The organism is Massilia sp. 9096, assembly GCF_000745265.1.
Taxonomy (GTDB): domain Bacteria; phylum Pseudomonadota; class Gammaproteobacteria; order Burkholderiales; family Burkholderiaceae_D; genus Telluria.
This window is the reverse complement of the sequence record NZ_JQNN01000001.1, coordinates 3,713,747-3,740,469: the sequence shown is the minus strand read 5'-3', so window position 1 is coordinate 3,740,469 and position 26,723 is coordinate 3,713,747. Positions and strand designations below refer to the sequence as shown.

Below are 26,723 nucleotides of genomic sequence, written 5' to 3'. Positions count from 1 at the left end.
GGGCTTTTTTCATTGGAGCCTATGGATACCCTTCGCAATATTCGTCTATACGGCAAGCTGGGTGCGACCTTTGGTCGTGTGCACCGGCTCGCCGTGGCCAGCACCGCCGAGGCTGTGCGCGCGCTGTGCGCTCTGCTGCCCGGCTTCGAGCGCGAGCTTATGACCAGCCACGAGCGCGGCATCCGCTACGCTTGCTTCCTGGGCAAGCAGAACATCAGCAAGGACGAGCTCACCCTGTCGGGTGGCGATGCCGATATTCGAATCGCTCCAGTCATCGTCGGTGCGAAGTCTCAATTTCTCGGCTCGCTGATGTTGGGCGCGGCACTCGTGGTCGGCGGATGGGCTGTAGCAGGCCTCTCAGCCTTCACTGCGGCGGGCGCTGCAGGATACGAGATCGGCGCGGCAGTGACGCAGTTCGGCTTCTTGACGATGATCGGCGGCGTCTTGCAGGCTCTGTCGCCACAGCAAAGCGCCGGCACCGCGCAGGCAGTAGACAACGGCGCCTCGTACAACTTCAGTGGCGCCGTCAACACGACGCTGCAGGGCAGCGCGGTACCCGTCCTGTACGGCCGGATGATCGTCGGCTCGGCCGTGATCTCGGCCGGCATCCTCGCCGAAGACCAGGCCTACGTCGGCGCGCCTCTCGCGCAGCCGGCGATTCCTTCGGTTCCAAACAAATACCACTACATCCCATGAACGACATCATCGGCCACGGCGGCGGTAAGGGCGGCGGCTCGTCGCATACCCACTACGAAGCAACCGACAGCCTGCACAGCACCGCGTACGCGCGCGTGATGGACCTGGTGTCCGAAGGGGAGATCCTCGGCCTGGCCAACGGAGTGCAGTCGGTTTTCCTGAACCAGACTCCCGTACAGAACGCGGACGGCACCAGCAACTTCAAGGGCGTCACGATCGACTTCCGGTCCGGCACCCAGGCCCAGGACTACATCCCGGGCTTCCCCGACGTCGAAAGCGAGGTATCCGTCAACACCGAGCTGAAGTCGGGCTCGCCGTGGGTCCATGCGATCAATAACACGGCGCTGTCGGCCATCCGCATCACGCTGGGCGTGCCAGCGCTGAGCAAGGCCGATACCTCGAACGGCGACATCCTGGGCTATCAGGTCGCCTACCAGGTCGAGCTGGCCACTGACGGCGGCGCCTACGCCGTGGTGCTGTCGAACGCCTTCAACGGCAAGACCACGTCGCTGTACCAGCGCACTGCGCGCATCGACCTGCCGCATGCGACGAGCGGCTGGCAAGTGCGCGTCACGCGCCTGACCCCGAACGCCAACACGGTCGGGATCTCGGACACGACCACGATCGTCAGCTACACCGAAGTCATCGACGCCAAGCTGCGCTATCCGATGTCGGCACTGGTGGGCGTGCAGGTCGACGCCACGCAGTTCCAGTCGGTGCCGACCCGCGCCTATGACCTGTTCGGCCGCATCATCCAGGTTCCGAGCAATTACGACTCCGTCGCGCGAACCTATTCGGGCACGTGGGATGGCACGTTCAAGCCGGCCTGGTCGAGCAATCCGGCGTGGGTGTTCCGCGACCTGATCCTCAACGACCGCTACGGCCTGGGCGACCGCATCACGGCGTCGCAGGTCGACAAGTGGGCGCTGTACAAGATCGCGCAGTACTGCGACCAGCTGGTGCCGGACGGGAAGGGCGGTCAGGAGCCACGCTTTACCTGCAACCTGTACCTGCAGAGCCAAAAGCAGGCCTACGCCGTGCTGCAGGACATCGCGTCGATCTTCCGCGGCATTTCGTACTGGGGCGCCGGCACGATCATGGCCTCGGCCGACATGCCGTCGGACCCGGTCTACATCTACACCGCGGCCAACGTCATCGGCGGCAAGTTCACGCGCACTGGCAGCAAGGCGTCGACGCGCTACACGGTCGCCCTGGTGACCTGGAACGACCCGGCCGACTTCTATGCGCAAAAAACCGAATACGTCGAAGATCCGGAAGGCATCAAGCGCTACGGCATCAAGACGGTGCAGCTGACCGGCTTCGGCTGCACGTCGCAGGGTCAGGCGCACCGCGTTGGCCTGTGGGCGCTGGCCACCTCGCGCCTTGAGACGGAGGGCATTTCGTTCGACGTCGGCATGGACGGCGCCATGGCGCTGCCGGGCCAAGTCGTGCGCGTCGCCGATCCGTCGCGGATGGGCCGACGCGTGGGTGGCCGCATCCGCGCCGTCAACGGCCGCGCGCTCACGCTCGACAAGGCGCCGGCTGTGAGCGTCGGCGACAAGTTGACCGCCATCCTGCCGGCCGGCGCTACCGAGACGCACACGGTTGCATCGGTGGCTGGCGACACGGTGACGGTCGACGCGGACTGGTCGACGCCGCCGCGCGCGCAGGCCGTGTGGTCGATCGATAGCAGTGAGCTGTCGGCGCCGCTGTTCCGCATCCTGTCCGTGGCGCCGAAGGACAGCAGCACCTTCACCATCACGGCGGTGCAGCACGAGCCCGGCAAGTATGACTACGTCGAGAAGGGCATTGCGATCACGGCGCACAGCCAAACGTCGCTGGACGTGACCACGCAAGCGCCGCCGGCATCGGTGACGCTGGTCGGCTATACGGTTTCGCTCAATGACGTCCAGAAGCTGGCTCTGCAGGTGAGCTGCGCGCCGGTGCCGGGCGCGGTCGCCTACGAGGGCGCGTACCGCCGCGGCAATGACAACTGGGTGGCGATCCCGCGCCAGGCCAGCCCGACGATGGACGTGCGCGACATCCTGGCCGGCACCTACGTGGCCAAGATGTCGGCCGTGAACTCGATCGGCATCACCTCGATCGAGACGATGTCGGTGGCGGTCGCGATCGACAAGGATGGCGGGTCGAAAAACGCCGATATCCTGCTGCAGTCGGACACACCGTACTTCCACACGGACCAGGACGGCCAGACCGACCCGTCGGTGATCACGATCACGGCGTCGCTGCTCGCGCTTGCCGGCGCGGTCACCTGGTCGTGCGTCGGGGGCAAGCTGACCAACACCACGGCGACGACCGCGCAACTGGCCTTCACGGGCATGACCGCGGCGTCGGCAACGGTGACGGCGAGCCTGACCATGTTCGGCCGCACCTATACGAAGTCGCTGAAGGTGGGCAAGGTCCAGGACGGAGCCGCCGGCGCTGACGGCCTGAAAACGGCGATCGCGCGCCTGTTCCAGTGGGCGCCGACCGCGCCGGCCAAGCCAATCGGCACCAGCACATTCACCTGGCCGGGCACGAACAGCGGCTATACCGGCAACGACGGCTGGGCCAACCCGGCGCCGGCCAACCCTGGCACCCCCGGCTGGCGCCTGTTTGGCGCAGCGGTGTCGCTCTCGGCAGCCTCGGCGGCGACGTCGACGCCGGTGAGCTATGCGAACGCCACGATCGAGGACGGGCCGCAAAACGGCGGGAAGGGCGTGGACGGCATCAAGTCGAAGCCCGTTACGGTCTACCAGTGGGCCGCCTCGATTCCGACTGGCCCGGCTGGATCCGCGACCCTGAACTGGTCCGACGGAACGTTCGGCGCGGCGCCGTCCGGCTGGACGCTCACGCCGGGGACGACGGCGCCGGCCGGAATGACCCAGTGGGCGGCGGTCGTCCAGGTATCCGATACCGCGACGGCAGCGACCACCGCTTTTAACTGGTCAACCGCCAGCATCACGGCGGCGGGGTACGCCGGCACCAATGGCGCGAACGCGGCTTATGTCGTCATCTCATCGACTGGCCAGGTGTTCAGCCGCGCCACATCGGCTGCTGCATTTGCGCCGACGACGCTGACGTTGACGGCCACCGCGTACGGGCCATCGGCGACGTTCCAGTGGCAATTTTTGAACGGGTCGACGTGGACCAACGTGGCCAGCAATGGCACGGCAGGCAGCTACACGGTCGCGTCTGGGGACTTCACCGACTCGCGCACGTACCGCGTACAGGCCACCATCAACGGCACCGTCTATACGGACCAGATGACGGTCGTGCAGGTGACGGGCGGCAGAGATGGGCAGAACGGCATCAGCGCGGTAACAGGCTTCCTTACGAACGAGTCGGCCGCGCTTCCGGCAACGAATGCGGGCGTGGTTTCGGACTTCTCCGGCGCCGCCGGCACGTTCAAGGTCTACGACGGGGTCACGGATAAGACGGGCGCGGCGGCAGCCTATTCGGTGTCGTGGCAGACCGGGTGCACCGTGAGCATCACCAGCGCGGGTGCGTACTCGGTCTCGGCCATGACCGCCGATTCAGCAACAGCGGTGCTCCAAGCGGTTTATGGTGGCGTCACGATCCAGAAAACGCTGTCGCTTGCCAAGGCGAAGGCGGGCGCGCCGGGATCGAGCGTCACCGGGCCGCAGGGCGCGTCGTACGTGATCGCGTTCTGCGTGACGACGACGCCCACGGCGAGCGGCGCGCCGGCACCCACGAACGGCAAGACAAGCGTCCCTGCTGACAACTCGAGCGGCTTGAGCGGCACATGGTCGTCGACCGTTCCGACTGTGCCTGCTGGTTCCTATCTGTTCCAGTCGGGTGGCTTGTACGATCCGTCGACCAACGTCGTGACCTGGGAAGTGCCGTACTGGTCGTATGCGAAGTTCGCCAGCCTGTCAGCAATTACGGCCAACATGGGCGCCATCACGGCCGGCAATATCGACTTGGGGACAGGCGCGGCGAGCTGGCACGTTGACGCAGGGGGCAATCAATGGGCAGGCGCCTCGAGCTACGCGGCGGCGCCGTTCCGCGTCTCGAATGCAGGCATCATGTCGGCGCAAGGGGCTACGCTCAAGAGCGTCACTGTACTTGCAGATGATGGCAGCGCGCTATTCAAAACGAGCCAGCCCCTCTCGCAGCAGGTAGCAGGCAACCCCAACCTGATCCCGCGCATTTCCAGCTGGCCTGCAGGCTCTCGATACAATGCCGGCGTCTATGTTAATACCAATGGCCATCCAGCCATTAACGGCGAGCTCATTTCCATAGGCGCTCAGCAAAGCGGCGTATATATGGGTTATGAAAGTGATTCCATCGGAATTGCTGCAAACGTCTATTACACCGTCAGTTTCGACGCACATTGTTATAACGGGTCGCGCGATATCTGCGTCGACCTGTACGGCACGAACGTCGATTCGGTTGGCCTCATCCGTACCCTGACCGGAACGCCAACACGATATAGCTTCACTGAAATTATGACCGTTGCCCAGGCGCCGCAAGCACGCTTGCGTGTATTCGGCACTGCGGGTTCTGGCACAGCAGAAATCTATAACATTAAGGTTGAGCTTGGCATCAAGATGACGCCGTGGTGCGATAACGTCATCACATCGCAGAACGTTTCGACGTACATCCAGGCTGCGGCTATCGGCTACGCGCAGATCAGCTATATCAATGCCAATCAGGTCAGTGCTCAGGCGCTATCTGCCATTACCGCCAACTTGGGCACCGTGTACGCAGGCGGCGGCGGAGTATGTGTTGGCGACTACACCGGCTATGCCTGGCCCGGCCAAAACGGTGACGGCTCGTGGAAACAGGGCGCGTATTTCGGTGCCGGCGGTCTCTTGGTCGGCAATCCGGGTGCGGGCAAGTATTTCCAGTTGACGTCGGACGGAAACATCTACGCGCCGAATTTCAGCATCGTCAACGGTAATGCGACTTTTGGCGGCACCCTGACTGCTGCGCGTGTGGTCACTACCGACAACATGCAAGACAACAGCATCTCGTCAATCGACAGTTTTTCCAATGTCGGTTCCGGCGGCGTGCAGTTCGCAGTACCGAGGGACAACACCAAAGTAACCGTATCAGCCACGATGAGCGGTTACACAAGCGCGGGGCAAACCGTCGGCTTCTTTGTTGACTGGTATTACTCGAACACCTGGGTCCAGGTTCAAGACTGTACAAACGTCACCGGATCTTCTGGAAATGTGCCCGTCTCGTACACCTTCAACGTCGAGCATGCCGGCACGTATCGCTTGCGCGCTGCGCCGTCAGGGAGTGCTTTAGGTAATGCAACAGTTCTCAAATTATTCAAATGACAAACTGCACGATCTACAACAAAGCCACGGGCGAAATTCTGAGCTACGGCACGGTTTCCGACGAGACGCTGGAGCTCTACGTGAACCAGGGCCACGATGTCCTGCTCGATGTCCATGGCGATCCAGCCAAGCAGTATGTGGTCGGTGACGAACTCGTCGACTACACCGCCGACGAGCTGGCAGCGCGCGCCGTCATGCAGCCTGGCCAGGTGTGGAGCATGCCGAGCCGTACCGTGGTCGATGGGCGAGTGCTTGCCGACACGATTGCGTCCGCTGCCGACAAGATCGATGCTGCTGCCGACGCTGCGCGCTTGACGGTCTCACCGCCTGGTCGTGATCTGGAATACCAGCGCGCGGAAGTGCAGGCCCAGGCGTACAAAGACGCGGCGTACACCGGCGATGTCCCGCCATGCGTCGACAGCTGGGCGCGTGCAAAGCAGTGGAGCCCCCGCAACGCGGCGATCGACATCTTGGCCACCGCGTCTCTCTGGTACAAGGCGCTCGATCAGATCCGAGACCTACGCCTCAACGCGAAGGAAGCAGCACGGCGCGTTACCGGCGCGTGCGTCGACGTCGACGCGATCGTCCTGCAGTTTCAAACCGACCTCACCACCCTGATGAAAGGACTCACATGAGCGAAATTCGCGCCGCCTTCTACAAGGGCACACACCCCGGCCTGTCGGGCGTCTATAACCGCCTGGTGCGCTGGTGGACGCGCAGTCCGTATTCGCACGTCGAACTGGTCTTCGCTGACGGCCAAGCCGCGTCGTCATCCTCGATGGACGGCGGCGTGCGCTTCAAGGCGATTGACTTCGACCCGGCCCTGTGGGACTTCGTGCCTCTGCCGGCCGAGCTGGCGCCGGCGGCGCGCGCATGGTTCAACGCGCACGGCGGGCAGGGCTACGACTACCTGGGCAACGTGCACTTCGTGTTCTCGTGCGTTGGCGACGAAAAGATGGCGTGGTTCTGCTCCGAAGCAGTCGGTGCGGCGCTCGGAATCCCCGACTCGGCGCGCTTCGATCCTGGCACGTTACATGCGGCACTCAGCTTCATCAACCAACCGGCTCAGGCCGGTTTTTTTACGACTGCGATCACTGAATGAACTCTCCTTGGCAACAAGAACTTGCCCGGCTCGGCCTGCCCGGCCTGGCCCAGCTCGTCGGCCAGATGCGCGATGAACAAGCCGAACTGATGGCGAACATGGATGCGCACAACGTGAAGATGGGCGAGCACGAAGCTGCGATCGCACGCTTGATCTCTGGCTTCCCGGCCAACGACATCGACGGACACCGTCGCTATCACGAGTCGGTAATCGAATGGCGCGAGTTGCGGAACAAGCTGGTGCGCGAGGCGCTGACGAAGATGGTCGGCGCCGGCGCGCTGGCGGCGGCCGGTTGGCTGGTGCTGGCGATCTGGCAGGCGGCCAAGGTGACGGTGACGCGATGATGAGCCCGAACCTGAAAGCATTCCTCGACATGATCGCCACGAGCGAGCTTGGCGCGCGGCTGCTGCTGGCCTCGGACAATGGCTACAACGTCCTGGTCGGCAGCACGGCCGATCACCCGCGCCTGTTCTCGAGCTACGCCGACCACCCGCGTCAGCTGATCGACCTGCCGCGGCTGGGCAAAAAGTCAACGGCGGCCGGCCGCTACCAGCTGCTGGCACGCTACTTCGACCCATACAAGCAGCAGCTCGGATTGCGCGACTTCTCGCCAGCGAGCCAGGACGCGATCGCCGTGCAGCAGATCCGCGAGCGTAAGGCGCTGGTCTACGCCGAGGCCGGCCGGTTCGATGACGCGGTGGCGCGCTGTGCTGCGATCTGGGCATCGCTCCCGGGCGCGGGCTACGGCCAGCACGAAAACGACTTGGCGGATCTCCGCCGGGCTTATCTCAAAGCAGGAGGGCAACTCGCATGAAAAAACGTATTCAAACCGTGCTCGAATTTATCGCAGCGCGCCTGAGCGAACAATCGACCTGGCAGGGCGTTGGATTTCTGGTCGCGCTGACGGGCGCGAAGTATGGCGCGGGCCTAGATTGGGGCCAAGCTGCGGGTCTTGGCGGCGTAATGTCGGCCGCCCTGAAAATGATCTTCCCTGACCAGGTGAAGCCATGATCAGTATCTCTCGCGTGGTCGCGATCGTAGCGCTGTGCGTTCTGGGTGCCGGCACTGCGATGCTTTACCGAGAGCACCTGGTGGGCCTGGGCGTGGCTCAGGAATCGGCCCAGCGCGACGAGATCGACAAGCAACGCGATGGACAAGCAAAGATCGCTCTTGCGCAGGCGAACGGAAAGGTGGCCAGCCTGCAGGCTCAGCTGAACGCTTTGCAAACTCAACTCAATCAACAAGGAAAGGAAGTCGCTGATGCACAAGCTCACTCGGCTGCTCTGCAGTCTGATCTTGCCGCTGGCCGTCGTCAGCTGCGCGTCGCCATCGCTGGCCCCTGCAGTGCTGCTCAAACCGAACACGATCAAGGTACAGCCGCTGCCGGCATGGATACAGGCAGCCGGCCAGCAACCGCGGATCTCGACGGGCGAGCTGCAGCTGATCTTGAATGGGTCCGGCAGACCAGGAACGACGCTCTCGACGCAGTCCAAGCCTGCACTGCAGCCTACGATGCCGTGAGGGCGGCATCCAATTGATCTGAATAGAAGACGGCGTGTGCAGACGTCTGCACACTGCCGGTATGCTTCAATGTACCAGCTTCCACGCTTTCTCAACCAGCTTGAAGATGATGGGCACGACTCCAGCATTCGCGAATGATACCGGTCGATCATCAGTTGGATAGCCGAGCACGGGTGCCGCTCGAATCATGTTGAGGATCCATTCTTCGTATTTTCCAAGCGCACGCAGCTCGGCTAGAACCTCGGCCTCGATCTCATGCAGTAGCGACCAAGTCAAGACACCTTCGTGCCTGTAGCGGCTAACAATCTCAGGCACTGCGCGACGTGCTGCGTCACCTACTGCTGTCAACTCATCCCAGAAACTTTCGTCCAACATCCTGCACCCCGTTCTATCGTTCCGTTGTTTTCCGACAAGATAAGCTTGCCGCGTTATACTGTACAAACATACAGTATAACTTCAACCATGTGATGTACGGAAAAGTCAAACGTTTACGCCGTCATGGTAAGCGCCTTACAAATCGTGAGGTCGCCCAAGCACCCTACGTCGAGGGCAATCTAACGCTCGTCGGCCTCAAGGGTATGTATGTGCTCGAAGTATGCAGGCCGGACTCTCAAGTCAGACCTGGCTTACTCCCAGTCCTTTATGAGGCGAAGCTGATCACCATGCACAATGGTGGAATGCTGTTCAAGGGTGAAGAACGGCCGGCAGGTGACGACGGACCAGCATTCGTACAAGAGTGGTCAGTGATGATAGAGCCGCGTTAGTCGGCGTAACTTTTGGCGTAGGTTGTCCAATAGCTCTTACTTCTTCATACGGGAAGACACCCATGCATCATGGGCGTCTGAACATGGGCGTTCGTCTTTACGTTCTATTCCTGTTCAACCTCGTGTGGAAAAAGGCCGTCTTGGTTTAAGTGGCCATACTGGAGTTCGAACTCGATCTCATTATGCTCATCTTCGTCTTGCGAAACTTGCGTCAGTTCATCGCGAATTGTCTGAAAGGGCACGCCGCATTGTTGTGCAACGCGGTTTATTGCCTCTTCAGTAAATGGTGATAGGGCCGCATCCGGATCAGAAAAATCAGATTCCCCGTCGTCAAGTTTCAAGACGGCGTTTACAAGTCTGTACATGTTGTCGTCCATTTTTACTCTCCAGTTTGTTTTGAAAATCTTGGTCCTGCTATGTAGGTTCACTGCGCGCCTATCTTTCCCTAGAAATCGCGCAATGCGCAATAGGTGTACAGATCTTTTTGGTCTCTTAGTCGATGCGCTCGGCCATCGACTCGGCCGTCTCGTTGTAGTACACCATCAGCTGCTTGATGTCGCGGTGCCCGACAATCCGTGCCAGGTCTAGCACGTTGAATTTCTTCGCCAGCCTAGTAATGGCCAGATGGCGTGAGTCGTGGAACGTGGCGTCTTCAATCGCGGCTCGTATTTTCGCCTTGCGGAAGAGGGCATCAAGCGACGCAGTCGTGACGCCGAACAGGGTGCCGCTTTCCTCGGGTGGTGGTAGCAGCTTGAGCAGCTCAATCGCACGCTTCGATAGCGGCACCTTCCTCTTCGTGCCGTTCTTTGTTTTTTCCAGCGTAGCAACGCGGCCAGCGACGTCAGACGGCTTCAAGCCACAGATCTCGCCGGCACGCATGGCCGTTTCGATGGCGAACAAAAACGCCACGGCCACTCGCTGACTTGTCGTCTCAGCGCGCTCATCCCCGTCTAGGTCGAAGCCGAGCGCCAGGCAGATGCGTTCGATCTCGTCGTCCTCGTATAAGCGGTCGCGCGGCTGCGACTCCTCTGGACGTCGAACGTCAGCGGTTGGACTGGTCGCGATCCACTTCCATTCTTTGGCGGCCGTGCGAAAAACATGCGATAAAAGGTTCAGCTCACGATTGACGGTCGAGCCGGTTACCTTGTCGATTTTTAGCCTGTGGTCCCGCCATTTGCCGAGTACTTCGGAAGTTGCGTCGACCAGCTTCATGTCGCGGAACGGCTTTCCGTCGATCTCCCATCCTCCGATCGCCCTGAGCCTGAGCGACTCAAACCGATGTCCAGGCTTTCCGGCCGACACGTCTTTTTCATAGCGGTCGAATGCGTCTCCAACTGTCCGGCCTGGCTGGATGCCGGTCGCTTTGCCAGTGCGGATTTCTGCCTCTCGCATCGACGCCCATGCGACCGCCTCGGCTTTGGTGGAGAATACTTTCGACTCTCGAATGCCCTGGATCGCGATCTGTACGCGCCAGCCGTTCGTACGCTTTGCAAATGAAGCCACGCTTTGAACTCCTGCTGAGAAATCTCGTGCGTAATTATTGCGTAAAACGTGCGTACTTAGTGACGAGATAAAGCGGGAAGATGCGGGAAAATGTAGGAGCCTCTTAGACTTGCCGCGCGTTCTAAGTCACTGTTTTTACTTAGAAAACGGGAAAATTTGGTGCTTTGCGATACATGCTGGTGGTGCCTCCGGCCGGAATCGAACCGGCACGCCTTTCGGCGCTTGATTTTGAGTCAAGTGCGTCTACCAATTCCGCCACAGAGGCTGCAAGCGCAGGCGCGCATCTTAGCACATGCGCTGCCGAAATGACCAGTGTTAGGCGGACTCGAGTGGGCGGTCCTGTCGTTCCGGCGTATGATCTCGCGTATTTGCGCCATCACCGCCGCCGGAGACGCAGCGTCCATAATGAAAAACAATAAAATCCGCGAGATCATCCTCGGCAAGCCGCTCGACCCGATGAAGAGCGAAACCCGCCATTCGATGGCGCTGGTCGCCTTCCTGGCCTGGGTCGGGCTCGGCGCCGACGGCCTGTCGTCGTCGTCATACGGCCCCGAGGAAACCTTCCGCGCGCTGGGCGCCCACACCCACCTCGGCCTGTACATGGCGATCGCCACCGCCGTGACGGTGTTCATCATCGCGCTCGCCTACAACCAGGTGATCGAGCTGTTTCCGACCGGGGGCGGGGGCTACCGCGTCGCCACCCAGCTGGTCGGGCCGTATCTTGGCCTGGTGTCGGGCGCGGCGCTGATCCTCGACTATGTGTTGACGATCGCGATCTCGATCGCCTCCGGCGTCGACGCGCTGGCGTCCTTCCTGCCGCTCGGCTTCCAGCCCTATAAGTTATGGGCCGAAGCCGTGTTCATCGCCTTGCTGATCGTGATGAACCTGCGCGGGCTCAAGGAGGCGATCCAGATCCTGCTGCCGATCTTCCTCGGCTTCGTGGCAACCCACCTGGTGCTGATCGTCTACGGCATCGTCGCGCATGCCTCGAACCTGCCGCAGGTCATCCCCAACACCGTCGCCGAAACCAGCGCGCTGGCCGGGAGCATCGGCTGGACCGGCGTGGCCGGCATGCTGCTGCTGGCCTACTCGCAAGGCGGCGGCACCTACACCGGCCTGGAAGCCGTCTCGAACAACGTCAACCTGCTGGCCGAGCCGCGCGTGCGCACCGGCAAGATGACGATGTTCTACATGGCGCTGTCGCTGGCGATCACGGCCGGCGGCATCATCCTGCTGTACCTGCTGTGGGACGCGCACCCGACCGATGGCGAAACCCTCAACGCGACCGCCTTTCGGCGCATCATCGCCCACATGGGCCTGGGCAGCGAGATGCTCAACCAGGTGCTGCTGGCGGTCGTGCTGGCCTTCGAGGCGGGACTGCTGTTCGTGGCCGCTAACACCGGCTTCCTGGGCGGCCCGTCGGTGCTGTCGAACATGGCCTCCGATTCCTGGGTGCCGCACCAGTTCCGCTACCTGTCGACGCGCCTGGTAACGCAGAACGGCATCCTGGTGATGGGCATCGCGGCGCTGGCGATCCTGTTCTGGACGCGCGGCCAGGTCACGCTGCTGGTGGTGCTGTATTCGATTTCGGTGTTCCTGACCTTTGCGATCTCGCTGTTCGGCCTGTGCCTGTACTGGTGGCGCCACCGCAAGGACACCGAGAGCGTCCATTGGGTGCGCCGCTTCCTGCTGTCCGCGGTCGGCTTCGTGATCTGCGCCGGCATCCTGGTGGTGCTGCTGTTCGAGCGCTTTACCCAGGGCGGCTGGGCGACTGTGCTGATCATTGCGGCGATCGCCGGCCTGTGCATCTTCATCCGCAACCATTATCGCGAAACCAAGCGCGCTATCCGCTCGGTCGACCAGGTGTTCGAAAGCCAGCCTTTCGGCCCGGTGACCGAACCGGTCGAACCCGATCCCCAGGCGCAGACCGCGGTGTTCATCGTCGGCAACTCGCGCGGCGGCGGCCTGCATGCGCTGCTGTGGGTGCTGCGCATGTTCCCCGGCCACTTCAAGAATTTCTTGTTCGTCAACGCGCGCACGGTCGATGCGCACGCCTACGGCGGCGAAGGCGCGCTCGAGCAGATGCGCGAAGATGCCGCACGCACCCTCGAGTATTTCGTTGACTTTTGCCAGAGCCACGGCATGGCGTCGGCCTCCTACATCGGCTTCGGCACCGATGCGGTGGAGGAGGTGACCCGCATGTGCGAGCAGATCAGCCACACGTATCCGAATTCGATCTTTTTTACCAGCAAGCTGATCTTTACCTCGGACAACTGGTTCACCCGGCTGCTGCACAACCAGGCGGCCCTGACGGTGCAGCGCCGCCTGCATCTCGAAGGCTTGCAGATGGTGATCCTGCCGATGAAGGTATAGCCGGCAGGCTGCCGGCTGGGGCGGGCTGCTTCAGTGGGCTTGCATCTGCAGGCGCAAGGCCCGCAGGGCCGGCATCGGGCCGACGACTTCGAGGGCGTGCGGCTTGACGGTCACGTCGATTTCCTTGTGCAGCCAGCTCGGCCAGCGCCCGCCGCGCGCGCGGTAGCGCACCGAGCCGGGCCCGCGCTCGGCCTGCTGGTAGCCGAGCCGGCCGAGCGTTTCGTCCAGCGTGACCACCATGTGGCAGGCGTCGAAGCGGGTCTTGACTTCGAAGCGCCCCGGCAGCACCTGCGTGATCGGCAGCAGCCCGCCGAGCAGCACCGGCACCACGATGTAGCCCAGCGGCGCGGTCGGGTCGAGCAGGTGAAAGGCGATCATCAGCGCCGGCAGCCCGATTGCCAGCAGCAGCGCCAGCGTGGCCAGGCGGCGCATCAGGCCGCGCCGCGGCAGGCGGTGGGCACGGGCCTGGACAGGTTCGATGTCGGAAAACGTTACGCTTTTCATGGAGGCTCCTTCTGAACGGCATCCGGAACGCGCCGCACACCCCATTGTGCTGAAGCAGCCTTGGCCAGAATTGAGACGCCTCAAATTCGTCATCGTCGCGCGCGACTTTGAGCATCCTCCAAGGCCGGGTGATCGAAGCGAACTTCAGCCGTTCGATCGGGTCGATATCACATCCGATCATCGATCACACCGATCCTCATGAAACCCAACTCTTTCGTACTGGCCGCCATGACGGCGGGCGCGCTCATGGCAGTCCCGAGCAGCGGCGCGCAAACCCTGGAACGCAGCGCCGCGCTCACGACCACGAGCGATGGCGTCGGCGGCTTCAACGCGTATTTCGGCGATGCCTTCGCGGCTTCCACGGCCAGCCGCGATTTCGCCGACGTGTTCACCTTCAGCGTGCCGACGCCGTTCGACGCGGCCGCCTCCCTGACGTCGCTCTACCTCGACAGCCCGCAAACCAAGGACCTGGACGTCGTCGGCCTGAACCTGTATCGCTACGATCCGGCCAGCTCGGCCATCCTCGGCAACGCGATCTCCGGCATCGACCAGACCGGCATCGGCCAGCATCCGACCGATGCCTGGTCGCTGTCGGCGTTCGGCTTGCCTGCCGGTAGTTATGCGGTCAGGATCGACGGCCGGGTGAGCGGGACGGCTGGGGGCGTGTTCGGCGCCGACCTGGCGGTCGCGGCGGTGCCGGAAGCGCAGGCCTGGCATATGCTGGCGGCCGGCCTGGGCATGCTCGGCGCACTGGCCTGGCGCCGCAGGCGCTGAGGGAGCGCACTTGGCGGCATGAAAAAAGCCAGCGCGGCTTGCGGCCGGGCTGGCTTGTCGTGGCGCCGACGCCGGGTCAGCGCGTGCGCCGCAGCAGGCGGAAGCGCTCGTCGCGGTCGGACGGGCGGCGTCCTTCCCACAGCAGGGTCCAGTCGCGCGGGTTGAACGTGGCCACCTGGCGGCCGCCCATGGCGCCGTCGCCGTACTGGGTCACGTTGCGCTCCTGGCCGCGCGACTGCAGGCTCGCGCCGCTGGGCGTGGCGCCGTCCTGCAGCAGCAGGTAATTGCATTCGCTTTCCTCGACGCCGGCGAAGGGCAGGTGGCCGAAGTAAGCAAACGAAGCGCGCTGGGCCGGGCCGACGTTGCTGGCGATGCAACCGGCGTCGGCCGGCAGGCGCGAGGCGATCTGGCGCGCTACGCTGGCGTAGCTCTTGCTGTAGTTCAGGTCCGGCAGGAACAGCGTCATCAGCAGCACCCACAGCAGGATCAGGCCGCCCGAGGACAGCACCACGGCGCGCCACAGCACGGTACGCTGGCGCGACAGGCGCCAGTGCACGAGCACGATCCAGCCGACCGTGGTCGCGGCCGCCACCAGGAAAGCGACGATGCCGAATTCCGGCTTGAACCCCGGCACCAGCTTGAGCGCGTTCTTGGCCAGCTGGGCCGGCCAGCCGGTCAGCTTGGCAATCCAGAACAGCCAGACGATCACGCCCAGCAGCGTCAGCACCATGACCGAGAACCAGTCGATCGCATTGATCGCGCCGCGCTTCATGGTCGGCAAGCCGAAGGCGGCCATCAGCGCCATCGGCGGCAACAGCTTGAGCAGGTCGCCGTTTTCCGGCACCGGGTCGAACAGGATCAGCACCGCCAGGGCGCCCACGAACCAGGTCGGCAGGATGATGTGCATCATCCCGTGCTGGCGGCGCCAGGCCCAGGCGGCCCAGGCGGCGAACGGCCAGGCCGGCCAGAAGTACCAGACGCCGTTGCGGAAAAAGGCCTTGAGCGAGGACCAGCTCGGCACGCTCAGCTGGCTGGCGTTCCAGTCCAGCCAGTCGGGAATCGGGGTCTGGCCGTAGGGATGCAGCAGGCTGGCCGGCAGCAGCCAGACCAGCGTCACCAGCACGGCCGTGCCGGCGGCCTGGGCCAGGTGGCGCAGGGTTGGCGCGGCCGGCATCTTGAGCGAGCGGGTGCACAGGAACAGGGCGGCCAGCAGCACCAGCGGCGGCGCATAGCCGCGCGTCAGGGTCAACGCACCCAGGGCGGCACCGGCGCGGATCGCGTTGCGCACGGACGGCCCTTCGATATAGCGAACCGAACGGTAGAGGAACCAGGACAGCAGCGCGCCCTGCAGCGTCACGGCGAGCGTCTCGTGGCTCTGCAGCAGCAGGCCGAGGCAGCCGAGGTAGATCAGGACGGCGGTGTCGGCCAGGGTGCGGCCGTAGTCGTCGGGTTCGGGCTGGCCGCCGAAGGCGAGGCGCAGCGGCTGGGCTTCGGAACGGCGGCCCAGGCGGAAGGCGGTGCTCCACAGCGACACGGTGCCGAGCACGAACAGGCCGATGGTCGACACACGCGCCGCCAGCACGTCGCCGACCAGCCAGCCGAACAGCTTGATGCACAGCGCGCCCAGCCAGAAGGCCAGCGGGCCTTCGTCGGGCGCGGGCAGGCCGGCGATATTCGGCAGCAGCCAGTCTTGCCAGTGCCCATGGGCCATCGTCCACATGATGCCGAAGCTGCCGGCATCGTCCTTCCACGGATCGCGCCCGATCAGGCCAGGCAGGATATACAGCATGCCGAGCGCAAACAGCGCCCAGCGTGGCAGCGCGAGGGTGGCGGCGGCGGGAAGACGGACTGGTTTCATCGATAAAACTGCATTGGATGATGCGGGGAATTAATGTCGCGCTAGTATAGCGGCAAAAAAAAAGGAAGCCCCAGGGCTTCCTTCTTGGAAGCCTCTGGGGCTCCCCGGGTATGCGCCCGAGCGGGGCTTAGCCCGCCCGACAAAGTCCCATGGCTGCGTTGCGTCGTCTCGCCGTACTAGCGTACTGTCTTCGACGATGCGCCTTGCCCTGAGACTTTGTTGAACGCGCTTAGCCGTTGGCGACGCTGGTCTTCGAGCCGACCGAACCGAACTTCTGGCGGAATTTCTCGACGCGGCCAGCGGTGTCGACGATCTTGTGCTTACCGGTGAAGAACGGGTGCGATTCAGCCGACACCTCGATCTTGACCAACGGGTATTGCTTACCTTCGAAATCGATGGTTTCGCGGGTATTGATGGTCGAACGGGTGATGAATTTGAAATCGCACGACAGGTCGTGGAAAACGACTTCGCGGTAATCCGGATGGGTATCAGTTTTCATGTTGCCTCGGTTAGGTTTGGTAGCCAAGCGGCACTTCGTCGGTCCTGCTGCTTCTTGACCCGATTGCCGATCACTTGCCAGGGTTGGGTACGTAACCGGAGATTATAAGCCAGGCGCGACCTCGAGGCAACCGGTGTTGCGCGACACGCCGGCCTCAGGCGCCGTGCGCGCGCGCGAGCGTGAGGATCATGCCGCCGAAGCCGATGACCATCGTGATGACGGTGGCGGCCATCCACTTGGTCAGTTGCGCGGCTTCGCCGTGGATGTCGGCCTTCAGTTCGGCTTTCAGTTCGGACAGGTCGGCTTTGTTGGGCAGCATGGTCACAGTCGTATCGAAGCGGGTTTCGAGGACGGTCAGGCGGCGGTCGAGCAACAAATCCTTGGTGCGCTGGGCAGGCAGGTCTTGTAGTTCTTCGGTATGCATGGTGCGCTCCTTGATGGGTTCAGGCCGATTCTCCATGCTGGAAGCGTACGGCGTTTGACCTAAATAAATCGTGGCGCATAAAACAGAAAAGGCGAGTCGCCTCGCCTTTTCCTGGGATCCCGTCATACCACGGCCGGGATCAGCCGCCGCGACGCATCAAGTCGAAGAACTCGATGTTGGTCTTGGTCGCGCGCATCTTGTCGAGGATGAACTCCATCGCCTCGATCTCGTCCATCGAGTACAGCAGCTTGCGCAGGATCCAGATCTTCTGCAGCTGGTCCGGCTTGATCAGCAGTTCCTCGCGGCGGGTGCCCGACTTGTTCAGGTTGATCGCCGGGTAGACGCGCTTCTCGGCCAGGCGGCGCTCGAGGTGCACTTCCATGTTGCCGGTGCCCTTGAATTCCTCGTAGATCACGTCGTCCATGCGCGAGCCGGTCTCGATCAGCGCGGTCGCGACGATGGTCAGCGAGCCGCCTTCCTCGATGTTACGGGCGGCGCCGAAGAAACGCTTCGGACGCTGCAGCGCGTTGGCGTCGACACCGCCGGTCAGCACCTTGCCCGAGGCCGGGATCACGGTGTTGTAGGCGCGCGCCAGGCGGGTGATCGAGTCGAGCAGGATCACGACGTCCTTCTTCATCTCGACCAGGCGCTTGGCCTTTTCCAGCACCATCTCGGCGACCTGCACGTGGCGGGTGGCCGGCTCGTCGAAGGTCGAGGCGACCACTTCGCCGCGCACCGAGCGCTGCATCTCGGTCACTTCCTCGGGGCGTTCGTCGATCAGCAGCACGATCAGGGTGACGTCCGGGTGGTTGGCGGTGATCGCATGCGCGATGTGCTGCAGCATGACCGACTTGCCGGATTTCGGCGACGCCACCAGCAGGCCGCGCTGGCCCTTGCCGATCGGCGAGATCAGGTCGACGATGCGGCCGGTGATGTTTTCCGCGCCGTTCATGTCGCGCTCCAGGCGCAGCGGCACGTTCGGGTGCAGCGGCGTCAGGTTTTCGAACAGGATGCGGTGCTTCGAGGCTTCCGGCGATTCGCCGTTGACCTTGTCCACCTTTACCAGCGCGAAATAGCGTTCGCCATCCTTGGGCGTACGCACTTCGCCTTCGATCGAGTCACCCGTATGCAGGTTGAACCGGCGGATCTGCGACGGCGAGATGTAGATGTCGTCGGTCGACGCCATGTAGCTGGCATCCGGCGAGCGCAGGAAACCGAAGCCGTCCGGCAATACCTCGAGCGCGCCGTCGCCGAAAATCTGTTCGCCTTGTTTCGCGCGCTTCTTGAGGATCGCGAACATCAGTTCTTGTTTGCGCAGGCGGGCTGCGTTGTCGATATCGAGGCTGATCGCCATCTCCAGAAGGGCGGAGACGTGCATTGCCTTCAGTTCAGATAAGTGCATGTGTCGGGTGTCCCGTGACGGGAAAGTAAAGGTAGGGGAGGGGACTGCGTGGGTTAATAATGAGGAGGCACCGGAGTCGATGGCTTCCCGATCAGAAAAGGCGGCAGGGCGGGCGCGCTGCCGCCGCTTATGGTATCAGATGTTGCTGTCGATGAAAGCGGTCAGCTGGCCCTTGGCCATCGCGCCGACTTTTTGCGCAGCCGCGACACCGTTCTTGAACAGAATCAGGGTCGGGATGCCGCGGATGCCGAACTTGGCCGGCACGGCCTGGTTCGCATCGACGTCCAGCTTGGCGATCGTCAGCTTGCCGTCGTATTCCTTGGCGACTTCTTCCAGGATCGGGGCAATCATCTTGCACGGACCGCACCACTCGGCCCAGAAATCGACCAGGACCGGGCGCTCGGACTTGAGCACGTCGGTGTCAAAGGATGCATCGCTGATGTATTTGATATTTTCGCTCATTTTTTCCTCAATGTGAGGGTGGTCAATTAACGCCCGATGGCTTCAAGGGCCTTCGGCCGGTTTCGCTCGGCGGTCTGGTTCCCATGCTTGTCAGACTGCTGCACAGCGGAGGTGGTGTCAGCGCGTGCAATATTCAATCGTTGGAAGAGCTGCAAGAGGACGTCAGGCGGGGATTGGCTGAAATAATAACCGATTTTCCTGAAACGTGTTCGCGGGCTTTGTACAAAATCCTAACACGTTGTTGCGCGCCCTGGTGGCGCAGGATCGGCGCTGCTTGACCTGCTCTCATTATCGCGGATGTCGGGCCCGCGTCAATATGCCGAAGCGGGTTTATTTTGCGCCGTGGTGCATCCGACATCGGCCCACCTGCGGCGCTTTTGCAACTCAGCCGACGCTGCCGGTGAACTTGTACAGCTGGCCCGGATGCCACATCGTCACCACCGAAGCGACCCGGCCGTTCGACGTGGTGCGGCGCTTGAGCACCAGGCAGGGCACGCCGATGCCGATGCCGAGCATCTCCGCGACCTCGCGCGGCGCCGGCAGCGCTTCGATGCTGTAGGTCGCGCCCTGCAGCGGCGCGGCCGCCGTCAGGTGCTCGTTGGGCGTGATGCGCGTGAAATCCTGCTCCAGGTAGGCCGGGGCGCAGGCCGGGTTGACCCAGCGGTCCTCGACCTGGATCGGCTGTCCGTTTTCCTCGTGCACAATCACCGAATGGAACAGCGGGGCGCCGGCGGCGAGCTCGAACTGGCGCGCCAGCGCTTCGCCGGCCTGGCCGCGTTCCAGCAGGCGCGGACGGCTCGCGTGCACGTGCCCGCGCGCGCGGACCTCGTCGGCGATGTTGCGGATCTCGACCAGCGTAGCCTGGTATTTCTGCGGCGCGACGAAGGTGCCCGAGCCCTGGCGCCGCACCAGCACCTGTTCCGCGGTCAGCTCGCGTACCGCGCGGTTGACGGTCATGCGCGATACGCCGAACTGGCGCACCAGCGCCTGTTCGGACGGCACCAGGTCGCCTTCCTTCCAGTGGCCGGCGGCGATTTCGCCGAGCAGGTAATCCTTGATGCGCTGGAAGATGGGCGTGCTGTCGTGCGGGGGATACTGGTCCAAACCACTTCTCCGAAATCGGGAAAGACATCATGTCGAATATCGCATTCTAGCATCGGCAATGCGAAAATTCGAAAGCAAGCGGCGAAGTGCGAACGCGCCCCACGCAGCTTAGGATGACGCCATCGACTTACCGGGAGACCCGCATGGACGCCAGCATCGACACCAACCCGCACGACCACGCTTATGACAGCGACGAAGCGCGCTGGGACGCGGTGCGCGCACGCGCATCCGGCGCCGACGGCCGCTTCTGGTATTCGGTGCGCAGCACCGGTGTTTACTGCCGGCCCTCGTGCCCGTCGCGCACGCCGCGCCGCGCCAACGTCGCCTTCCACGCCAGCTGCCAGGATGCCGAGGCGGCCGGTTTCCGTGCCTGCCTGCGCTGCCGCCCGCTCGAAGCGCCGCTGGCCGAGCGCCACGCCAAGGCGGTGGCGCAGGCCTGCCGCCTGATCGACGCGGCCATCGACGCCGCCGATCCGGTCCCCGGCCTGGCCGCCCTGGCCGAAGCCTGCGGCATGAGCCGCTTTTACTTCCACCGTGTATTCAAGGCGCAGACCGGGATCACGCCCAAGGCCTACTTTGATGCGCGCCGCGCCGCGCGCCTGCCGCAGGCGCTGAAGGATGCGGCCAGCGTCACCGCGGCCGCCTACGACGCCGGCTTCCATTCCAGCGGCCGCTTTTACGCGGCGTCGCCAGGCCTGCTCGGGATGGCGCCGCGCCGCTGGCGCGCAGGCGGAGAAGGCGAGACGATCCGCTTCGCGGTGGCGCAGTGTTCATTGGGCGCGCTGCTGGTGGCGGCCACTGGCAAGGGCATCTGCTGCATCCTGCTCGGCGACGATCCGGACGCGCTGGTGCGCGATTTGCAGGACCGCTTCCCGAAGGCCGAGCTGCTCGGCGCCGAACCCGGCTTCGAGCGCAGCGTCGCGCTGGTGGCCGGTTTCGTGGAAGCGCCGCGTCTCGGCCTGGATTTGCCGCTGGACGTGCGCGGCACCGCCTTCCAGCAGCGCGTCTGGCAGGCGCTGCGCCGGATACCGGCCGGGCAGACGGTCGGCTATGCGGAACTGGCTGCGCGCCTGGGGATGCCGCAGGGCGCGCGCGCGGTGGCCGGGGCTTGCGCGGCCAATCCGGTCGCGGTGGCGATCCCGTGCCACCGCGTGGTGCGCAACGACGGCGCCATCTCCGGCTACCGCTGGGGCGTCGAGCGCAAGCGCACGCTGCTTGCCAGGGAAGCCGAACAGGCGGCCGGCGCTGGGGAAGGCGGCGATTGACCATTGCCGGGATTTCTATACACTCTGTTTCTTTCAGCTCATCAGAACAGAACGGAGAACCATCCCGATGCGCCTGCAGCCTTCCTTGCTCAGTTCCCTGCTCACCCTGGCCGCCTGTGGCGTCCTGTCCACCGCCCACGCGGATACCCGCATCGATACCATTATCGACAACGCCAACGGCTACACGCTCGACGCCAAAGGCGACGTGGTCCAGTTCGCGTCGCTGGCGTTCGACGACAACGGCAAGATCCTGGCGGTCGGCGCGGCCAAGGACGTCGCCGCCAAGGCGCCCAGGGCGCGCCACGTCGACATGGGCGGGCGCACCGTGCTGCCCGGCCTGATCGACGCGCACGGCCACATCTTCGGCCTTGGCCAGATGCTGACCCAGCTCGACCTGTCCGGCACCACCACGCTGGCGCAGGCCCTGCAGGACATCAAAACCTACGCGCGCGCGAACGCGGGCAACGCGTGGGTGCGCGGGCGCGGCTGGAACCAGGAAGTCTGGAAGCTGGGGCGCTTCCCGACCGCCAAGGAACTCGACAGCGCGGTGTCGGACCGCCCGGCCTGGTTCGGGCGCGTCGACGACCATGCCGGCTGGGCCAACAGCCGCGCGCTGGCGCTGGCCGGCATCACCGACCAGACCCCGGACCCGGCCGGCGGCCGGATCGTGCGCGACGCCGACGGCCACGCCACCGGCGTGCTGGTCGACGCCGCCAAAGGCCTGATGGAAAAGGTGCTGCCGCAGCCGACCGAGGCGGAAGCGCGCACCATGCTGGATCGCTCGCTGGCGAAGATGGCCAGCGTCGGCCTGACCAGCGCGCACGACGCCGGCATCACCGTCAACGAGGACCGCCTGTACCGCGACTACGCCGACCACGGCAAGCTGACCACGCGCATCTACGCGATGATCGGCGGCACCGGCACCGACTTCGACCAGCTGGCCAAGAACGGCCCGCTGGACAGCTACGGCCACGACATGTACGCGCTGCGCGCGGTAAAACTGTACGCCGACGGCGCGCTGGGCAGCCGCGGCGCCGCGCTGCTGGCGCCCTACAGCGACGATCCGCATTCGCACGGCCTGCTGTTCCACTCGGACGAGGAAGTCAACTTCATGATCGCCAAGGCGATGCAGAAGGGCTACCAGGTCAACATCCACGCGATCGGCGACGCCAGCAACCGCCAGATCCTGGACGCCTTCGCCAGGAACATCCCGGTCTACCACACCGAGGCGAACCGCAACCGCATCGAGCACGCGCAGATCGTGACCCTGGAAGACATCCCGCGCTTCAAGACCATCGGCATCATCCCGTCGATGCAGCCGACCCACGCGACCTCGGACAAGAACATGGCCGAGACCCGCGTCGGCCACGAACGCATCAAGGGCGCCTACGCCTGGCGCACCTTCCTGCAGCAGGGCTCGCGCATCGCCTGCGGTTCCGACTTCCCGGTCGAGGCGCCGAATCCCTTCTTCGGCATCCACGCCGCGGTCACGCGCCAGGACGCCGGCGGCAACCCGATCGCCGGCTGGTATCCGGAGCAGGAGATGTCGCTGAAGGAAGCGTTCCGCTGCTTTACGCTGGACGCCGCCTATGCCGGCCACCAGGAAAAGACGCTGGGCTCGCTGGAGGTCGGCAAGTACGCCGACTTCATCGTGGTCGACCGCGACATGTTCAAGATTTCGCCGTACGACATCTACAAGATCGGCGTGCTGCAGACCTGGGTCGCCGGGCGCCCGGTCTACCAGAAAAAGTAAGGACCCATCCCGCCGGCGGGGTTGACGCTGTTGTATAGACAAGCTAGTCTGATTGGCATGCCAAGGAGGCTGCCATGACCACTGTCGTCGACCCCCGCTTCGATCCTCGCTTCGACCCTACGCGCCACATCCGCGCCCCGCGCGGCAGCCGGCTGCATTGCAAGAGCTGGCTGACCGAGGCCGCGTACCGCATGCTGCAGAACAACCTCGACGCCGAGGTCGCGGAAAACCCGCAGTGCCTGGTCGTCTACGGCGGCATCGGCCGCGCGGCGCGCGACTGGGCCTGCTTCGACCAGATCCTGGCGTCCTTGCGCGAGCTGGAAGACGACCAGACCCTGCTGATCCAGTCCGGCAAGCCGGTCGGCGTGTTTCAAACGCACCCGGATGCGCCGCGCGTGCTGCTGGCCAACTCGAACCTGGTGCCGAAGTGGGCGACCTGGGAGCATTTCAACGAGCTCGATCGCAAGGGCCTGTTCATGTACGGCCAGATGACGGCCGGCAGCTGGATCTACATCGGCACCCAGGGCATCGTGCAGGGCACCTACGAAACCTTTGCCGAAGCCGGGCGCCAGCATTTCGGCGGCGACCTCGGTGGGACGATGCGCGGACGCTGGATCCTGACCGCCGGCCTGGGCGGCATGGGCGGCGCCCAGCCGCTGGCCGCCACCTTTGCCGGCGCGGTTTCCTTGAGCGTGGAATGCCGGCAGAGCAGCATCGATTTCCGCCTGCGCACGCGCTACCTCGACAAGCAGGCGGCCAGCATCGACGAGGCGCTGGCGCTGGTCCGCGCGCACAAGGCCGGCAAGGAAGCGGTCTCGATCGGCCTGCTCGGCAACGCCGCCGAGGTGCTGCCCGAGCTGGTGCGGCGCGCGAGGGAAGGGGGACTGGTGCCGGACCTGGTCACCGACCAGACTTCGGCCCACGACCTGATCCACGGCTACCTGCCGCGCGGCTGGAGCATCGAACGATGGCAGGACGCGCAGCGCGACCCGGCGCGCCACGCCGAACTGAAGCAGGCGGCGGCCGAGTCCTGCGCCGCGCACGTGCGCGCGATCCTCGACTTCAAGGCGCTGGGCGCCCAGGCGGTCGACTACGGTAACAACATCCGCCAGGTCGCTTTCGACGCCGGCGTGACGGACGCTTTTGCATTCCCCGGCTTCGTGCCGGCCTACATCCGGCCGCAGTTCTGCGAAGGCCGCGGCCCGTTCCGCTGGGTGGCCCTGTCGGGCGACCCGGAAGACATCGTCAAGACGGATGCGAAGATCAAGGAACTGTTTCCGCAGCACGCGCGCGTGCACCGCTGGCTCGACATGGCGCGCGAGCGCATCGCCTTCCAGGGCCTGCCGGCGCGCATCTGCTGGCTGGGTCTGGGCGAGCGCCACCTGGCCGGCCTGGCGTTCAACGAGATGGTGCGCACGGGCGAACTGAAAGCGCCGGTCGTGATCGGCCGCGACCACCTCGACACCGGCTCGGTCGCCAGCCCGAACCGCGAGACCGAGGCCATGCGCGACGGCACCGACGCCGTGTCGGACTGGCCGCTGCTGAACGCCATGCTCAATACCGCCGGCGGCGCCAGCTGGGTCTCGCTGCACCACGGCGGCGGGGTCGGCATGGGCTATTCGCAGCATGCCGGCGTCGTCATCGTGGCCGATGGCAGCGAAGCGGCCGGCAAGCGCCTGGCGCGCGTGCTGGTCAACGATTGCGCCTCCGGCGTGATGCGCCACGCCGACGCCGGCTACGAACTCGCGATCGAAGCCGCGAAGCGTTTCGGCCTGACGCTCCCAATGATCAAGTAACACAAGACACCACGATTTATGACTCAACTCATGCATCAACTCATTCATCAAGATTCGCACCACCTGACCCTGCAACCCGGCCAGCTCACGCTGCCCGAGCTGCGCGCCGCCTGGAGCTCGGCCGGCACGCTGGCGCTCGCGCCTGCCGCCTACGCCGCCATCGAAGCTTCGGCCGCCACCGTGCAGGCGATCGTCGCCAAGGGCGATCCGGCCTACGGCATCAACACCGGCTTCGGCCTGCTGGCCAAGCGCCACATCGCGCCGGCCCAGCTCGAGCAGCTGCAGCAGAACCTGATCCTGTCGCATGCGGTCGGCACCGGCGAGCTGTTGCCCGACAACGTGGTGCGCCTGATCCTGCTGACCAAGATCGGCAGCCTGGCGCGCGGCTATTCCGGCGTGCGCCCGCTGATCGTCGACACCCTCATCGCCCTGTACAACGCCGGCATCATGCCGGCCATCCCCGCGCAGGGTTCGGTCGGCGCTTCCGGCGACCTGGCGCCGCTGGCCCACATGACGCTGGCGATGCTGGGCGTGGGCCCGGTGCGCATGCGCGGCGCGCTGATGGACGCCAACGCCGCACTGGACGCCGCCGGCATCGAACCGGTGACGCTGGCCGCGAAAGAAGGCCTGGCGCTGATCAACGGCACCCAGGTGTCGACCGCGCTGGCGCTGCACGGCCTGTTCCTGGCCGAACGCCTGCTGGAAGCCGGCATGGTGTCCGGCGCGCTGTCGCTGGACGCCGCGCGCGGCAGCGACGCTCCGTTCGATCCGCGCGTGCACGAGGTGCGCGGCCAGCCCGGCCAGATCGCCGCCGCGAGGATTTATCGCGAGCTGGTGGCGGGCAGTGCGATCCGCGCCTCGCACCTGGTCGGCGACGAGCGCGTGCAGGACCCGTACAGCCTGCGCTGCCAGCCGCAGGTGATGGGCGCCGTCATGGACCTCATCGCCCAGGCCGGCCGCACGCTGCTGATCGAGTCGAACGCCGTGACCGACAACCCGCTGGTGTTCCCCGACGCCGATGCGCCGGGCGGCGGCGTGGTCGTCTCGGGCGGTAACTTCCATGCGGAGCCGGTCGCCTTCGCCGCCGACACGCTGGCGCTGGCCATCGCCGAGATCGGCGCGCTGGCCGAGCGCCGCATCGCGCTGCTGATCGACGCCACGCTGTCCGGGCTGCCGCCGTTCCTGGTGCGCGAGCCGGGCGTCAATTCCGGCTTCATGATCGCCCACGTCACGGCGGCCGCGCTGGCTTCGGAAAACAAATCGCTGGCGCATCCGGCCAGCGTCGACAGCCTGCCGACGTCGGCCAACCAGGAAGACCACGTCAGCATGGCCACTTTCGCCGCGCGCCGTCTCGGCCAGATGGCGCACAATACCGGCGTCATCGTCGGGATCGAACTGCTGGCGGCGGCGCAGGGCATCGAGTTCCACCGTCCGCTCACCAGTTCCGAACACCTCGAGCACGTACATGCGCTCCTGCGCGCGCGCGTGCCGGCCTTCGAGCACGACCGCTTCTTCGCGCCCGACATCGAAGCGGCGCGCGTGATGGTGATGGAAGGCGCGCTGTCGGCGGCGTGCAAGGAACTGTTCGCCGCTTTGCATCCCTGAGTGCAT

General features: G+C 64.5%; 24 protein-coding genes and 1 tRNA gene. 14 read left to right on the top strand and 11 right to left on the bottom strand.

The window, feature by feature from the left end; all coding sequences use genetic code 11:
- Positions 1-21: 21 nt before the first annotated feature.
- Genes FA90_RS16050 through FA90_RS26540 form a run of 8 tightly spaced genes read left to right on the top strand, consistent with a single transcriptional unit; the run spans position 22 to position 8,648 of the window.
- On the top strand, positions 22-696 hold the full coding sequence (locus FA90_RS16050; protein ID WP_081933885.1) for a tail assembly protein: 675 nt from the start codon (positions 22-24) through the stop codon (positions 694-696).
- A complete protein-coding gene (locus tag FA90_RS26985; RefSeq protein WP_051971854.1) occupies positions 693-6,008 on the top strand; it encodes a phage tail protein in 5,316 nt (1,771 codons plus the stop codon). The genes FA90_RS16050 and FA90_RS26985 overlap by 4 nt, the downstream gene beginning before the upstream one ends.
- Entirely contained in the window at positions 6,005-6,643 is a 639-nt protein-coding gene (locus FA90_RS25105; RefSeq protein ID WP_051971853.1) for a hypothetical protein, read from the top strand. The genes FA90_RS26985 and FA90_RS25105 overlap by 4 nt, the downstream gene beginning before the upstream one ends.
- Positions 6,640-7,110 (top strand): hypothetical protein, encoded by a 471-nt coding sequence (locus FA90_RS16035; protein WP_239700770.1) that lies wholly within the window; start codon positions 6,640-6,642, stop codon positions 7,108-7,110. Before FA90_RS25105 ends, FA90_RS16035 begins: the two co-directional genes overlap by 4 nt.
- Positions 7,107-7,454, top strand: a complete 348-nt coding sequence (locus FA90_RS16030; RefSeq protein WP_036170338.1) for a hypothetical protein — start codon at positions 7,107-7,109, stop codon at positions 7,452-7,454. Before FA90_RS16035 ends, FA90_RS16030 begins: the two co-directional genes overlap by 4 nt.
- Positions 7,451-7,924, top strand: coding sequence for a glycoside hydrolase family 104 protein (locus FA90_RS16025; RefSeq protein WP_036170333.1), 474 nt, complete (start codon positions 7,451-7,453; stop codon positions 7,922-7,924). Before FA90_RS16030 ends, FA90_RS16025 begins: the two co-directional genes overlap by 4 nt.
- Complete coding sequence (locus tag FA90_RS26545; RefSeq protein ID WP_156116735.1) at positions 7,921-8,121, top strand: hypothetical protein; 201 nt, start codon at positions 7,921-7,923, stop codon at positions 8,119-8,121. The genes FA90_RS16025 and FA90_RS26545 overlap by 4 nt, the downstream gene beginning before the upstream one ends.
- The gene (locus FA90_RS26540) at positions 8,118-8,648 is read left to right on the top strand and encodes a lysis system i-spanin subunit Rz (RefSeq protein ID WP_156116734.1); all 531 of its coding nucleotides are present in this window, start codon (positions 8,118-8,120) and stop codon (positions 8,646-8,648) included. Before FA90_RS26545 ends, FA90_RS26540 begins: the two co-directional genes overlap by 4 nt.
- Before the next feature lie 49 nt (positions 8,649-8,697).
- Here FA90_RS26540 and FA90_RS25790 read toward each other — a convergent pair whose 3' ends face one another.
- The 4 genes from FA90_RS25790 to FA90_RS16010 form a co-directional block, all read right to left on the bottom strand.
- Positions 8,698-9,006 (bottom strand): DUF2471 family protein, encoded by a 309-nt coding sequence (locus FA90_RS25790; RefSeq protein WP_081933884.1) that lies wholly within the window; start codon positions 9,004-9,006, stop codon positions 8,698-8,700.
- Between the two features lie 493 nt (positions 9,007-9,499).
- Positions 9,500-9,772: a hypothetical protein gene (locus FA90_RS26535; protein WP_156116733.1), complete on the bottom strand. Its 273-nt coding sequence runs from the start codon at positions 9,770-9,772 to the stop codon at positions 9,500-9,502.
- 115 nt (positions 9,773-9,887) lie between these two features.
- On the bottom strand, positions 9,888-10,898 hold the full coding sequence (locus FA90_RS16015; RefSeq protein ID WP_036170329.1) for a site-specific integrase: 1,011 nt from the start codon (positions 10,896-10,898) through the stop codon (positions 9,888-9,890).
- Positions 10,899-11,078: 180 nt separating this feature from the next.
- Positions 11,079-11,163: transfer RNA gene (locus FA90_RS16010), tRNA-Leu, on the bottom strand.
- Between the two features lie 140 nt (positions 11,164-11,303).
- Between FA90_RS16010 and FA90_RS16005 the strand changes: the two genes are divergently transcribed.
- A complete protein-coding gene (locus FA90_RS16005) occupies positions 11,304-13,271 on the top strand; it encodes an APC family permease (protein ID WP_036170326.1) in 1,968 nt (655 codons plus the stop codon).
- Between the two features lie 30 nt (positions 13,272-13,301).
- Here FA90_RS16005 and FA90_RS16000 read toward each other — a convergent pair whose 3' ends face one another.
- Complete coding sequence (locus FA90_RS16000; protein ID WP_036170324.1) at positions 13,302-13,775, bottom strand: hypothetical protein; 474 nt, start codon at positions 13,773-13,775, stop codon at positions 13,302-13,304.
- 198 nt (positions 13,776-13,973) lie between these two features.
- On the opposite strand from FA90_RS16000, the gene FA90_RS25100 reads away from it, so the two are divergent.
- Positions 13,974-14,549 carry an FxDxF family PEP-CTERM protein gene (locus tag FA90_RS25100; protein WP_051971852.1) on the top strand — a complete coding sequence of 192 codons (576 nt, stop codon included), beginning with the start codon at positions 13,974-13,976 and terminating at the stop codon, positions 14,547-14,549.
- A 76-nt stretch (positions 14,550-14,625) separates the two neighbouring features.
- On the opposite strand, the gene FA90_RS15990 is transcribed toward FA90_RS25100, so the two are convergent.
- From FA90_RS15990 to hutC, 6 genes are all read right to left on the bottom strand, one after another.
- Positions 14,626-16,407 carry a glycosyltransferase family 39 protein gene (locus tag FA90_RS15990; protein WP_036170321.1) on the bottom strand — a complete coding sequence of 594 codons (1,782 nt, stop codon included), beginning with the start codon at positions 16,405-16,407 and terminating at the stop codon, positions 14,626-14,628.
- A gap of 229 nt (positions 16,408-16,636) precedes the next feature.
- Positions 16,637-16,906 carry a type B 50S ribosomal protein L31 gene (locus FA90_RS15985; protein WP_036170319.1) on the bottom strand — a complete coding sequence of 90 codons (270 nt, stop codon included), beginning with the start codon at positions 16,904-16,906 and terminating at the stop codon, positions 16,637-16,639.
- Between the two features lie 154 nt (positions 16,907-17,060).
- Positions 17,061-17,330, bottom strand: coding sequence for a hypothetical protein (locus FA90_RS15980; RefSeq protein WP_036170317.1), 270 nt, complete (start codon positions 17,328-17,330; stop codon positions 17,061-17,063).
- A gap of 139 nt (positions 17,331-17,469) precedes the next feature.
- Positions 17,470-18,732 (bottom strand): transcription termination factor Rho, encoded by a 1,263-nt coding sequence (gene rho / locus FA90_RS15975; protein ID WP_036170315.1) that lies wholly within the window; start codon positions 18,730-18,732, stop codon positions 17,470-17,472.
- Positions 18,733-18,867: 135 nt separating this feature from the next.
- Positions 18,868-19,194, bottom strand: coding sequence for a thioredoxin TrxA (gene trxA, locus FA90_RS15970; protein WP_036170313.1), 327 nt, complete (start codon positions 19,192-19,194; stop codon positions 18,868-18,870).
- Between the two features lie 384 nt (positions 19,195-19,578).
- Positions 19,579-20,298, bottom strand: a complete 720-nt coding sequence (gene hutC, locus FA90_RS15965) for a histidine utilization repressor (RefSeq protein WP_036170312.1) — start codon at positions 20,296-20,298, stop codon at positions 19,579-19,581.
- 143 nt (positions 20,299-20,441) lie between these two features.
- Between hutC and ada the strand changes: the two genes are divergently transcribed.
- The 4 genes from ada to hutH all read left to right on the top strand — a co-directional run bounded on the left by ada (position 20,442) and on the right by hutH (position 26,717).
- A complete protein-coding gene (ada, locus tag FA90_RS15960) occupies positions 20,442-21,563 on the top strand; it encodes a bifunctional DNA-binding transcriptional regulator/O6-methylguanine-DNA methyltransferase Ada (protein ID WP_036170311.1) in 1,122 nt (373 codons plus the stop codon).
- 67 nt (positions 21,564-21,630) lie between these two features.
- Complete coding sequence (locus tag FA90_RS15955) at positions 21,631-23,316, top strand: amidohydrolase (RefSeq protein ID WP_081933883.1); 1,686 nt, start codon at positions 21,631-21,633, stop codon at positions 23,314-23,316.
- A gap of 74 nt (positions 23,317-23,390) precedes the next feature.
- Entirely contained in the window at positions 23,391-25,112 is a 1,722-nt protein-coding gene (gene hutU / locus FA90_RS15950; RefSeq protein WP_036170309.1) for a urocanate hydratase, read from the top strand.
- 30 nt (positions 25,113-25,142) lie between these two features.
- Positions 25,143-26,717: a histidine ammonia-lyase gene (hutH, locus tag FA90_RS15945; RefSeq protein ID WP_036170306.1), complete on the top strand. Its 1,575-nt coding sequence runs from the start codon at positions 25,143-25,145 to the stop codon at positions 26,715-26,717.
- The last annotated feature ends 6 nt before the right edge of the window (positions 26,718-26,723 follow it).